Below are 12,700 nucleotides of genomic sequence, written 5' to 3'. Positions count from 1 at the left end.
ACCCCGCCCCTGTTGCGCTAATCTTAAGCCTGCCAACCCCGTCGAAAGGACACCATGCCTCAGACTTACACTTTCGCCTCGTGGAACGTCAACGGCCTGCGCGCCGTGCTCAAAAAGGACCCGAGCTTTATCCAGATCGCGCAGGAACTCGATGTCGATGTCCTAGCGCTGCAGGAGACCAAGCTGCAGGAGGGCCAGGTCGATATCGACCTGGCCGGCTATCACCAAACCTGGAGCTACGCCGAGCGCAAGGGCTACTCGGGCACCGCGGTCTTTAGCCGCCAGGAACCGCTGCGCGTGCTGCGCGCCGATGCACTGCTGCCCTACGCCGGCGAGGGCGAGGCGGCCGAGCTCGTCGCCCAAGCCGCAACCGAGGGCCGCGTCTGCGCGCTCGAGTTCGACAAGTTTTGGTTCGTGGACGTCTATACGCCCAACGCCCAAAACGAGCTCGCGCGCATCGACGTGCGCATGGCCTGGGACGATGCCTATCGCGGCTTTTTGAGCGCGCTTGAGCGCGAAACCGGCAAGCCCGTCGTAACCTGCGGCGACTTTAACGTGGCACACGAGGAGATCGACCTTAAGAACCCCAAGTCCAACCGCGGCAACGCAGGCTTTTCGGACGAGGAGCGCGGTAAGTTTACCGAGCTCCTCGACGCCGGTTTTACCGATACCTGGCGCGCGGCAAATCCCGACGTCGAGGGCGTCTACAGCTGGTGGAGCTATCGCTTTAATGCCCGCAAGAACAACGCCGGCTGGCGCATCGACTACTTCCTGGTGAGCGACGCAATCGCCGGCAATGTGCGCGACGCCGGCATCCGCGGCGACATCTTTGGCAGTGACCACTGCCCCGTCACCCTCACACTAGAGCTCTAGCCCCAACTGATCCCCCGAGGTCGGAGGAAAACTGGTCATTTAGTCTTCTGGGGCCCGCTGCGACCGTCATGCGAGTCGGCCCGTTTCAGAACCATGCCGGTTTACGGGGATAAATCGCGAACCCCCAACCACACGTAGCTGAGGCAAAATAAAACCGCAGGTAGACGGCTCGTCTATTTTCGCAAAATGCCGCTATGGTCGGCCCGCGCCAATCCAGCCCCGTAAACCGGCATAGTTTTGATATGACACCAAGGCAGTATTGATTCCCGCCCCGGGGCAACCGGCCCTACAGTCCGTATTTCACGACGACGCGGTTGATCCGTCGACACCAAGGCTTGTAGAGGGCGGCCAAGAACACGCAGGTCGCGAGGCCGTGTGTGATATCGAACGGCACCGCCATAGCAAGACGCGCCACGGCTCCCGCCCACGTGAGCGGCTGCACAAAACCGATGATGTCGTAGGCGTTGATTACCACGCCGTATAGCAAACCCGAAGCAAAACCGTAGGTCAGTAGCGCCGGCATGCGCACGGTTCCATCGGCGCGATCAAAAGCACCCGCGTACGCCAGCACACCGCCGACGTAGCCCACCAGGCCCCAGGCATACATCTGCCATGGCGTCCACATGCCCTGTCCAAAAAAGAAATTGCTGGTCAGCGCTGCCAACGCGCCGACCATGAAGCCGTTGCGTCGACCCAACGTCGCTCCCGCGACAATGGCAATGGCGCTCACGGGTTTAAAGTCGGGAATGGGGCCGAACAAGATGCGGCCCGCCGCGGCCAGTGCCGCCAGAACCAGCGTGGGCATAATCTGGCGCAGGCCCGGACGCGACGCCTCGTAGCCCGCAAAGAACAGCGCCAGCACCAGCGCCACCACAACCAGCATGGTAAGCGCCGCCTGCTCAACGCCCGCCAGCAACGCCGCAGCCATCACGGCTGGCACCGCCAGCAGCAGCGGGATCTCCAGTTTTGCGAGCAGGCGCGCGACGCGATAATCCGTCATCCCATCACGCCCTATAAAACACATTGTCGGCAAAGAAGTCGGCCGGCGGCTCCATGCAGGCAACCTCGCCGTCGAACATCATGGCAATGTCATCAGCAACCTGTTCGGCAAAATCCAGATCGTGCGTGGCCATGATGACGGTGCCGCCAGCCTGCGCATGGTCGCGCAGGGCGCGAGCGATAATCCGGCGGCTGACCAGGTCCAGACCCTTGGTTGGCTCATCGAGCAATAGCAGCTCGGGACCGATCAGCAGCAGCTTTGCCAACGCGAGCAGCTGACGCTGCCCACCCGAAAGGTCATAGGGGTGACGATCCCCCAAGCCCGCAAGCCCCAGACTCGCCGCGCGCTCCTGCGCCATGGCCTCGTCGTACCCGCAGGTCGAAGCCCATTCCATTAGCTCGTCGTGCACCGTCTCGGCAACCAGCAACGCCTTGGGATTCTGAGGCAGCAGCGCCGCCGATCCCGCCGCACGTTCCATACGCCCACGTTGCAACTTGACCGTTTTGGCCAGCACCGAAAGCAATGTCGACTTGCCGCAGCCGTTACCGCCCACAATCGCATGCACCGCGCCAGCCGAAAACGCCGCATCGAGTCCGCGCAGCACCCAGCCGGACGTTCGATCGTAGCGAAACCAGCTCCTTGCCAGGGTGGTAGCCGACCCAGCGTGCATTTTTGGGAATATTCGGCATCCGCCGGCGCGTGTTGGCGCCCCCGAGCCGTCCTGCGGCTGAATTTGCGCCTCAAATTCAGCCGATTTGCCCGATTTCAGTCCCCTTTTTGCACCCGCAGCACCCGCGCGCGGGTCAAAAGACCCCTGCTGGCCACCAACGTTGCTGAAAATTCCGTTTTTTGCACGCCGCGAGCCACCCCACCCCGGCATCTCGTCGGAAAATAGCTCTTCACGATGACCCAAGGAGGCGATGTCAGCCGCCTCGCGCACGCTGCCGCCCTCGATCCGGTACGCGCACGTCGCGTATTCGAGCATCGGGCGCGGCTGGTGCGTTGCCACAACAACCGTGCAGCCCAGTTCGCGATTCACGCGAAACAGCGCGTGCAGAAAATTCTTCTCGGCGACGGGATCCAACTGGGATGTGGGCTCGTCGAGCAGCAGCACGCGCGGGCGCAACGCCAGCACGGCCGCCAAGGACAGCAGCTGCTTGCGTCCCCCCGAAAGCGTGTCAGTATCGCGGTGAAGCCAATCCTCCAGCCCAAAGAAATAGCTAGTCTCTGCTACACGACGGCGCATCTCGTCGCGCGACATGCCTAAGTTTTCCAGGCCAAACGCCATCTCGTGCCACACGGTTTCGCACACGATCTGGTTCTCGGGATCCTGAAACACATAGCCCACGCGCTCCGCGGACGCGCGCACGTCCATGTCGGCAACGTTCTCGCCCAGCACGCGCAGTCCGCCAGTGCGCTCGCCCGCCGGAGCGATCTCGGGCTTGAGCAGCGACAGCAGCGTCGACTTACCCGATCCGGTACCACCAACGAGCAGCGCAAACGCGCCCTGGGGAACAACCCAGTCGAGCCCCTCGAGCACCGCAGCATCAGCATCGGGGTAGGCAAAGCTCAGGCTCCGCACCTCAATCGCCGGCATATCCGGGCCGCACGCCGCGCCCGACACCGGGCCCCTATCCAACCGAGCCATCAGCCAAACCTCTTCTCGTCAATCGCGTGCAGCACGCAGGGCAGCACCATCCAGGCCGCGTATACAACATAGCCCGGCCACGGCGCCGGCGCCGAAAGCTGCGGGTAAAACGAATACTGCGTTGTCGCGGTCCACGCCACCGCCGCCGTGGCCACGCCAAACATCGCAAGCCCAACCAGCGCGGCAACGTCGGCGCGCCCCAGCCGATACCGCGCATACGTCGTACGACGCGCCGCGGCACCCCATCCGCGCGAGCGCATGGCGTCGGCGCGCTCCAGCGAATCCTCCATGCCCCAGCCCATCAGCACGCTCGATGTCCGCAGGCGCGAACGCACGGGGTCGGCCGGTGCGCGCCCCGGTACATCAATCGCGTCCTGCACCGCCAGCACCGTACGACCGCGGCGTAAGAACTGCGGAATCAGCCGCATGCACATCGAAATCATGAGCGCGATCACCGGCGCGGCGTTGCCCAAAAGCGCGAGCACCTTGTCGTAGCCAAGCATCGACGCCGCGGCCTCAAACCACAGCACGCTCGCCACAAACAGCCCGCCCATGCACAGGCCGTAAACCATGCTCTCCAGATACACCGCACGCATGCCAATACGGAACAGCTCCGTCGAGCCCGAGGCGCTAAACAGCGGATTGAGCACCGCGATGATCAAAATCACCGGCAGCTGCCAGCGAAGCGCCCCCAACGTGCGCGCGACGCCGCGCGTCGCAAGCCCGTACGCCAGCCCGCCCGCAAGCGACAGCGCAATCAGCACCGGTTGCATCGAGAACATGGTGAGTCCCAGCGTCAGCACCATGTAGAGCGCCGGCACCGCCGGATGTGACATCGAAAATGCCGCGACGGGTTCGTTACCCGATTCCTCTCGCATGATATCCACGGACACCTCCCATCCCCTCGCGCAAAACGCCAACGCCGCAGCGCCGCCGCCATGCACAACCAGCGCAAACACCACGCCGATGGCAGCGACATCGGCCGTCACGCGTCAAACGTTACGCGCTCATCATATGCCTGCGGTATCATATTGCGCCGTGTATCGTTTCCAAACACACGTCTCTATAACGTAACAGGAGATCACATGGACGCAACCGCAATTATCCTCGCCGCCGGCGAGGGCACCCGCATGAAGTCGAACCACTGCAAGGTTTCGCACAAGATCCTGGGTAAGCCCATGGTCCAGTGGATCGTCGACGCCACCATCAAGGCCGGCTGCAACCGCGTCGTAGTCGTCATCGGCAGCCACGCCGACGAGATGCGCGCCCTCATCGACGGCGCCTACGCCACCAGCACCACCAAGGTCGAGTGCGTCGAGCAGACCGAGCGCCTGGGCACCGGCCACGCCGTCAAGGTCGCGCTCGAGGCCTGCGGCATCACGCAAGGCCCGGTCGTCGTGCTCAACGGCGACCTGCCGCTCATCACTGCCGACACCGTCGCCAAGTTCGCGCAGACCGTCGCCACCGGCGAGCTCGCCTGCACCGTCATGACCATGACCCCGCCCGACCCCTTCGGCTACGGCCGCATCAAGCTGGGCGCCGACGGCCAGATCGAGCGCATCATCGAGCAGAAGGACTGCACGCCCGAGCAGGCCGCCACGCTGCTCGAGTGCAACGCCGGCTGCTACGCCTTCGACGGCGCGCAGCTCGCCGCCCACATCGACGAGATCGGCAACGACAACGCGCAGTCCGAGTACTACCTGCCCGACATGCTCGAGATCCTCAAAGGCCACGGCCAGGCAGTCTCCATCTTCCACTGCGACGACTACCGCGACGGCTTGGGCGTCAACAGCCGCATCCAGCTCGCGCAGCTTACCGCCATTGCGCGCGACCGCATCAACGAGCACTGGATGGCCGAAGGCGTTACCTTCATCGATCCCACGCAGGCCTGGATTGGCCCCGACGCCACCATCGGCCGCGATACCGTCGTGTGGCCGCAGACGCACCTGATCGGCCACGTCACCGTGGGCGAGGAGTGCCAGCTCGGCCCCAACAGCCGTCTCACCGACACCACCGTCGGCAGCGGCTGCACCATCGATGAGACCATCGCCATCGAGGCCGTCATCGAGAACGGCGTCGACTGCGGCCCGCGCGCCTACCTGCGCCCGGGTACCCACATGCTCGACGGTTCCAAGGCCGGCACGCACGTGGAGATCAAGAAGTCCACGATCGGCGAGGGCTCCAAGGTGCCGCACCTGTCCTACATCGGCGACACCACCATGGGCTCCGGCGTCAACGTGGGCGCGGGCTCCATCACCTGCAACTACGACGGCGTCCACAAGCACAAGACCGTCATCGGCAAGGATGCCTTCATCGGTTCCGACACCATGATGGTCGCACCCGCCCAGATCGGCGACGGTGCACTCGTGGCCGCCGGCTCCGTCATCACCGAGCCGGTCCCGGCCGACGCACTCGGTCTGGGCCGCGCCCGTCAGGTAAATATTGAGAGCTGGGCCGCCGATTACCGCCGCCGCCTGCACGAGGACGACGAGGTATAACGTTTTACCAAGCACAAAAGGAGCTGTTCCATGGGGACAGCTCCTTTTTCTATGCTGACCTGCGCGGCCGGAGAGTGGTCGGTTCGTGTCCGTTGACGGTAAAGACGTTATCAAGACCCGATAAACCCCGCCGCGCGGTTACAATGCAACAAGGCATCTATATGGCATTCGATATTAAAGGAGAAGGGTAATGCCGATTAATGATCCCGAGAAGTCGGAGAATATGCGCAAGTCCATCCGTGTGTATTCCGGTTCCTCCAACCGTCCCCTCGCTCAGAAGATTGCTGAGTACCTTGGGGTCGAGCTTTCGGGCCTTACGCTAAAGCAGTTCGCCAACGGTGAGATTTACGCCCGCTACGACGAGACCGTCCGCGGCGCCGACGTCTTCCTGATTCAGTCCGTGGCCGGTGGCAACGTCAACGACATGCTCATGGAGCTGCTCATCGCCACCGACGCTGCCAAGCGCGCATCCGCCCGCTCCATCACCGCCGTCATCACCCACTACGGCTATGCCCGCCAGGACCGCAAGGCCGGCCCGCGCGAGCCCATCACCGCCCGCCTCGTCGCCAACCTGCTCGAGCGCGCCGGCGTCAACCGCATCATCACCCTCGACCTGCACCAGGGCCAGATCCAGGGCTTCTTCGATATCCCGGTTAACCACCTGTCCGCACTGCCGCTGTTTGGCCAGTACTACAACGACATGCACTTCGACACCGACAACCTGGTTGTCGTCTCCCCCGACGTGGGTCGTGCCAAGGCCGCCAAGAAGCTCTCCGACATGCTCGGCTGCGACCTGGCCATCGCCCACAAGGGCCGTCCGCGCCACAACGCCGCCGAGGTCATGGGCATCATCGGTGACATCAAGGGCAAGACCTGCATCATCAACGACGACATGATCGACACCGCTGGCACCCTGTGCGCCAACGTCAAGGAGCTCAAGGCTATGGGCGCTGGCGACATCTACGTGTGCGCCACCCACGGCATCTTCTCCGGTCCGGCCATCGAGCGCCTGAACGACGCCCCGATCGTCGAGTGCGTCGTCACCGACGCCATTCCCGTCGAGGTCGGCGGCAAGATCAAGACCATCTCGGTCGCCGAGGAGTTCGCTCAGGCCATCTCCGCCGTTTACCACGAGGAGCCCGTCTCCACGCTCGTCGGCGGCGACTTCGCGCTGTAATCCAACGCGCATCGCATCATCTTTGATGCTTTTAAAGGGTCGGAAGCTCGCTTCCGACCCTTTTTCTATCCCTCGCCAACCTTCCATGGACAGTTAGTTCAGATACGTATTTTTTTAAAGCTCCAAAGGGCCGTTCGGAGCCTTCTGAGCTCCCCAGCGGATGCCATGCCGCCCAAAGCTCATCGTTTTCGAGCACGACCGCCGCATATTTACCCTCAAATCGCCCTCAAAGGCCCTTAGAAACGCCTCGAACGCCCGCCGCCTTATACGTATCTGAACTAACTGTCCAGTAGCTATCGTCAACCTTCGCAGCAGAGCTCAATTTCCTGCAATCCCCTCAACCGATTCCATCGATCTCATAACACCCAGCCGTTCGTGGCGCGCAGCGCCCCGCTGGGCGAAAAGAACGGTACGGCGGTCGCATTCTGCTGCCAACTTAGTACGTTATAGCTATGACGACCGTGATTTCACATTTCTCCGCCCTCCGCGCAATTCGTCGCGCACGACGGGCGTACTCTGTCCTACCCTGGGACTCCGTTGATAGTGAACAGCAAGCACCGGCCTTGGCTAGCTGCATTCCCAATAATGACGCGATAGACTTTGGCGCACTTTCGATACTCGACGCCTGGAATGAAGATGATTCCGAACTGCTCGATCTTCTCGTTTCAGACGAAAACAACAGACGCCCCGACAAGCGACTTCTTCAGCATATTCTCTCCGTTCCGCTTCCTGAAGGTGCAATTATGCACGTCGAGGCCGACATCTACGCAACGTCTCCTGCCGTGACAGCCATGCTTTGTTCCAAAAATGAATCAGTCGCCAAAACCTTGATGCTTCTCATGGAACTGCTCGGAACCTACTCCCTTCCTCCCGGGGCAACATACCCCATTGCCTATGACGACATCTGGCCCAAGGGCGATGGCTGCGCAGCGACGGGTGATCTTGATTGCCTGGGCGGCCAGTCGGCAGCCGAACAGCAGAACGAAACCCGCTATGAACAGGCGCACTACAAATGCGAGCCCGCCACGACCATCGAAGAGCTCGAGGCGGTCGCACGCTTCGCCAAAAGTAGCTCATACGCCTCGTTTCGCACGGCAGTCAAGCTTGCCCGACCCGGATCTGCATCCCCAGCCGAATCCCTAATGTTTGCTGTTCTCGGAGCACCCATGCGCTTTGGCGGATTCGGATGTTGCAGCCTGCCCATGGGAGGCCTGCTACTCAACCATCGAATCGACTTCGACACCCTTGCGGTCAATATGTCCTCGGGCATCCCCTATGCCATCTGCGACCTATATTGCCCAGCAGCCGGAGTCGACAACGAATACAACGGAATTGGGCATGAGCTTCAAAACGCTCGCATCCACGATGGCAATCGAAATAATGGCCTCAAGGCAATGGGCATCCACGTCCTGGTTATCAATCGCGACCAAATGAAAGACCTTGTTGCACTCGAAGCCTTCGCCCAAACGATGCATCGACTCGCGGGAGTCCGATTCCGATATCGCATCAAGGGCTATCGCAAGCGTCAGGCCGCTTGGCTCAACGCTCTGCGGGCCGGAATCGGCCTTGCGCCGGTCTAAACGGCGAATCAACCGTGCGCCGTCGAACAGGTCTGGACAGTTAGTTCAAATACGTATAAATGGACACATTGAATTAGGTTGTTTTGCAGCCATCTCTATACCATTCGCCCTATTTGAAGGCAGGATAGACTTCAAAACAGCGTCATATGGGCTAACTAAAGCTCCAAAACAACGCATCGGCATTGAATTGAGCAATTCGAGTCCTCAGAACTAATACGTATCTGAACTAACTGTCCACCTCGGATTTCGACGGCCGTCCAAACGCCCCCCCAAACAACCTCAATCGCCCTCCATTTGACAGCGGCAACAGGGTCGCTCACCATAGCAGGCGACAAATCAACGAAAGGATGAACATGGCAGCTGCACAGCCGCTCAAGATTCGCATGGTTGCCGGACTTGGCAACCCTGGCGAGGAATATGCCGAGACCCGCCACAACGCCGGCTTTAAGGCAATCGACGAGCTGGCCCGTCAGGCCGGTGTCACGTACTGGAAAAACCAGGCAGGCGCCGAGGTCGCGCTCATCAATATCAACGATGCCGAGGAAGAGGGCGGCAAGCGCCAGATTGTGCTGGTCAAGCCGCAGTCGTACATGAATACCTCGGGCGGTCCCATCTCCAAGCTCTGCCGCGAGTACAAGATCAAAGCCGAGGAGCTGCTCGTCATCCACGACGAGCTCGACATTCCCGCCGGTGACGTACGTGTTAAGGTGGGCGGCGGCCATGCTGGCCACAACGGCCTGCGTTCCATCATCGACAAGATGGGCAGTCGCGACTTCAGCCGCATCCGCACCGGCATCGGCAACCCTCCCGGCAAGATGGCTGTCGCCGACTACGTGCTCAAGCAGCTGCGCGCCCGCGAGGCCGAGGACTTCCAGGACACCTGCGCCCGCGCCGCCGACGCCGCCGGCCTGGCGATCGTACACGGCGTGGTCTACGCCCGCGACCACGTCAACGGCTCCGCCTCCGCCAACGGCAAGCACTAAAACCTACCATTTAGGGACAGGTTTATTTTGTCAGGTTTTATATGCGAAAACGCCGCCGCGGCCGCATCGCAATAAGCCCTGTGCCGCCATACATATGCAGCGCTCCAAAGGGGGTCGGCCTCACCGATGCGCGGGGCCGGCCCCCTTTGCCGTTTTGCCTGATAAAACCTGCCAAAATAAACCTGTCCCTTTTTGGTAGGTCACTTTTCCCACCTGCCAAAGACACACGTAAGCGACATGTCCATGAGGGTATAATTTGCACCGTATGTCTGCACAACGCCTGTGCGCGTACGGTTTTATTCGGGCTGCCGTCCATTTCCGTGGAGGCACGGTTCGGCCGCCCTAACAAGAGAGGGGTTCTATGTATAAGATCCTGGAGAAGACGCAGTTCTCGGAGAAGGTGTTCAAGTTCCGCATCGAGGCGCCCGCAATCGCCAAGCATGCGCACGCTGGACAGTTCCTCATGGTTCGCGCCAACGAGACGGGCGAGCGCGTCCCGTTTACCCTAGCTGGCTGGAACGGTGACGAGGGCTGGGTCGAGTTCATCTTCATGGTGATCGGCAAGACCACCGAGATGCTGTCCACCTACGAGGCCGGCGAGTCGCTGCGCGACGTCGTGGGCCCGCTGGGCGTTCCCACCGAGATGGCCGAGGGCCCCTGTGCCGTCATTGGCGGCGGCGTCGGCCTGGCAATTGCCTTCCCGGTCGCCAAGCACCTGGTCGAGACCGGTCACGAGGTCCACGCCATCATGGGCGCCCGCACCAAGGACCTCCTGCTCATGGAGGACCAGTTCCGCGAGCTCCTCGACGAGGACCACATCCACATCACCACTGACGACGGCTCCTACGGCGAGCAGGGCGTTGTCACCGCTCCGCTGGAGCGCCTGCTGCAGGACAAGGCCGTGAGCCAGGTCTTCTGCGTCGGCCCCGTTCCGATGATGAAGTTCTCGACCCTCACCGCCCAGAAGTACGACACCCCCATCACCGCGTCGCTCAACCCCATCATGGTTGACGGCACCGGTATGTGCGGCTGCTGCCGCGTCGAGGTGGGCGGCGTGACCAAGTTCGCTTGCGTCGACGGCCCCGACTTCGATGCCACCCTAGTCGACTGGGATGACCTTCGTGCCCGCCAGGCCGCTTATCGTTCCGAAGAGGGCGCGTCCCTCAAGGCCTATGAGGAAAAGAGCTGCGCATGCCACTAGTTAACGGTCGTTTCGTTGCCGATATGAAGTCGCCCCGCACCCCCGATAACGAGGAGCCGGCTGCCGAGCGCGCCTGCGACTTCCGCCCCGTCGACAAGGGCTTCACCGAGGAGATGGCGCTGGCCGAGGCCGAGCGCTGCCTCAACTGCAAGAAGCCGTTCTGTGTTGAGGGCTGCCCCGTCAACATCAACATCCCCCGCTTTATCGAGCAGATCCGTGAGAAGGACTTCGGCGGCGCTCTCGATACCATCCGCGAGGACTCCATGCTTCCCGCCATCTGCGGCCGCGTCTGCCCGCAGGAGAACCAGTGCGAGGGCAAGTGCATCCGTGGCAAGAAGTCCGAGCCCGTGGCCATCGGCCAGCTCGAGCGCTTCCTGGGTGACCGCCCCGAGCTCGCCTCCACGCCCAAGATGGCTCCCAAGAACGGCAAGAAGGTCGCCGTCGTGGGCTCTGGCCCGTCCGGCATCACCTGCGCCGGCGAGCTCGCCCGTAACGGTTTTGACGTCACCGTCTTTGAGGCATTCTTTACCGGCGGCGGCGTGCTGGTCTACGGCATCCCCGAGTTCCGTCTGCCCAAGGCGGTCGTCAAGCGCGAGATTGACGGCCTGGAGGACATGGGCGTCAAGTTTGAGTACAACTCCGTCGTGGGTAACATGGCCACGGCCGAGGAGCTGTTCGAGCAGGGCTTCGACGCCATCTACGTGGCGACCGGCGCTGGCCTGCCCAAGTTCCTCAACGTCCCCGGCGAGAACCTGCCCAACGTCTTCTTCGCGAACGAGTACCTCACCCGCGTGAATCTGATGAAGGCCAACAAGTTCCCCGAGTACGACACCCCCACCAAGCACGGCAAGAACGTCGTCGTCTTTGGCGGCGGCAACGTGGCTATGGACGCCGTCCGTACCGCCAAGCGTCTGGGCGCCGAGCACGCCATCATCGCCTACCGTCGTACCGAGGACGAGATGCCCTGCCGTCGCGCCGAGCTGCACCACGCCAAGGCCGAGGGCGTCGAGGTTCTGCCGCTCGTTTCCCCGCTCGAGTTTGTCGCTGGCGAGGATGGCTCCGTGTGCGCCGTCAAGGTCCAGAAGATGGAGCTCGGCGAGCCTGACGAGTCCGGCCGTCGTCGCCCGGTGCCCATCGAGGGTGCCATCGAGGAGATTCCCTGCGACGTCGCGATCTCGGCCATCGGCACCAACGCCAACCCCTTCGCTGCCAAGATCGGCGGCAAGATGGAGCTCAACAAGTGGGGCTACATCGTTGCCGACGAGGAGACCGGCCAGACCACCGATCCCCGCATCTGGGCCGGCGGCGACATCGTCACCGGTGCCGCTACGGTCATTCTGGCGATGGGCGCCGGCAAGAAGGCCGCCGCTTCCATCACCAAGAGCCTGCTGGGCGAGTAATCACCTACAGCGTTAGCCACCAAACGGCAAAGTCCCCGTCGAGCACACGCCCGGCGGGGACTTTTTCTATGTCGGCCGCCCCAACCACCACAAAGGGGACAGGCACCTTTGTGGTGGTTGGGAGCCTGACCGACTAGTTTGTCTCGATCTGTAACACCTGGAGCCCGTTGAGCATCGTAGTTGTTACAGATCGAGATATTGCGCCAGTCGCCTCCGCTTTATCTCAATCTGTAACAGTTAGAGGCCAAATTCCTCGCTACATGTTACAGATCGAGACGTTAGGTTGGCGGCCATTCGGTTCATCTAAATCTGTAACATCTGGGGCCGTTTTGGGCAGCCA

Annotated in this window: 10 protein-coding genes; 7 read left to right on the top strand and 3 right to left on the bottom strand. The window is 62.0% G+C overall.

Annotated features, from left to right (window positions below):
• Window positions 1-54: 54 nt before the first annotated feature.
• Window positions 55-873 carry an exodeoxyribonuclease III gene (locus DW180_RS02655; RefSeq protein ID WP_118237291.1) on the top strand — a complete coding sequence of 273 codons (819 nt, stop codon included), beginning with the start codon at window positions 55-57 and terminating at the stop codon, window positions 871-873.
• Between the two features lie 286 nt (window positions 874-1,159).
• Here the strand turns inward: DW180_RS02655 and DW180_RS02650 are convergent, their stop codons facing one another.
• Genes DW180_RS02650 through DW180_RS02640 form a run of 3 tightly spaced genes read right to left on the bottom strand, consistent with a single transcriptional unit; the run spans window position 1,160 to window position 4,510 of the window.
• Window positions 1,160-1,873 (bottom strand): DUF6580 family putative transport protein, encoded by a 714-nt coding sequence (locus tag DW180_RS02650; RefSeq protein WP_118237289.1) that lies wholly within the window; start codon window positions 1,871-1,873, stop codon window positions 1,160-1,162.
• 4 nt (window positions 1,874-1,877) lie between these two features.
• A complete protein-coding gene (locus DW180_RS02645; RefSeq protein ID WP_118237288.1) occupies window positions 1,878-3,521 on the bottom strand; it encodes an ABC transporter ATP-binding protein in 1,644 nt (547 codons plus the stop codon).
• Window positions 3,521-4,510 (bottom strand): energy-coupling factor transporter transmembrane component T, encoded by a 990-nt coding sequence (locus DW180_RS02640; protein WP_233545155.1) that lies wholly within the window; start codon window positions 4,508-4,510, stop codon window positions 3,521-3,523. Before DW180_RS02640 ends, DW180_RS02645 begins: the two co-directional genes overlap by 1 nt.
• A gap of 96 nt (window positions 4,511-4,606) precedes the next feature.
• Between DW180_RS02640 and glmU the strand changes: the two genes are divergently transcribed.
• The 6 genes from glmU to gltA all read left to right on the top strand — a co-directional run bounded on the left by glmU (window position 4,607) and on the right by gltA (window position 12,360).
• Window positions 4,607-6,019, top strand: coding sequence for a bifunctional UDP-N-acetylglucosamine diphosphorylase/glucosamine-1-phosphate N-acetyltransferase GlmU (gene glmU / locus DW180_RS02635; RefSeq protein WP_118237286.1), 1,413 nt, complete (start codon window positions 4,607-4,609; stop codon window positions 6,017-6,019).
• A gap of 190 nt (window positions 6,020-6,209) precedes the next feature.
• Complete coding sequence (locus DW180_RS02630; protein WP_089573682.1) at window positions 6,210-7,196, top strand: ribose-phosphate pyrophosphokinase; 987 nt, start codon at window positions 6,210-6,212, stop codon at window positions 7,194-7,196.
• 563 nt (window positions 7,197-7,759) lie between these two features.
• Window positions 7,760-8,776 carry an endonuclease domain-containing protein gene (locus tag DW180_RS02625; RefSeq protein ID WP_233545153.1) on the top strand — a complete coding sequence of 339 codons (1,017 nt, stop codon included), beginning with the start codon at window positions 7,760-7,762 and terminating at the stop codon, window positions 8,774-8,776.
• Between the two features lie 353 nt (window positions 8,777-9,129).
• Complete coding sequence (gene pth / locus DW180_RS02620; protein ID WP_199569859.1) at window positions 9,130-9,759, top strand: aminoacyl-tRNA hydrolase; 630 nt, start codon at window positions 9,130-9,132, stop codon at window positions 9,757-9,759.
• 361 nt (window positions 9,760-10,120) lie between these two features.
• The gene (locus tag DW180_RS02615) at window positions 10,121-10,960 is read left to right on the top strand and encodes a sulfide/dihydroorotate dehydrogenase-like FAD/NAD-binding protein (RefSeq protein WP_117647773.1); all 840 of its coding nucleotides are present in this window, start codon (window positions 10,121-10,123) and stop codon (window positions 10,958-10,960) included.
• Entirely contained in the window at window positions 10,951-12,360 is a 1,410-nt protein-coding gene (gene gltA / locus DW180_RS02610) for an NADPH-dependent glutamate synthase (protein WP_117647774.1), read from the top strand. Before DW180_RS02615 ends, gltA begins: the two co-directional genes overlap by 10 nt.
• Window positions 12,361-12,700 lie beyond the last annotated feature (340 nt).

The organism is Collinsella sp. AM16-21, from assembly GCF_003471905.1.
In the GTDB taxonomy this organism is placed as follows: Bacteria; Actinomycetota; Coriobacteriia; order Coriobacteriales; family Coriobacteriaceae; genus Collinsella.
This window is presented reverse-complemented; position numbering and strand designations above follow the sequence as displayed.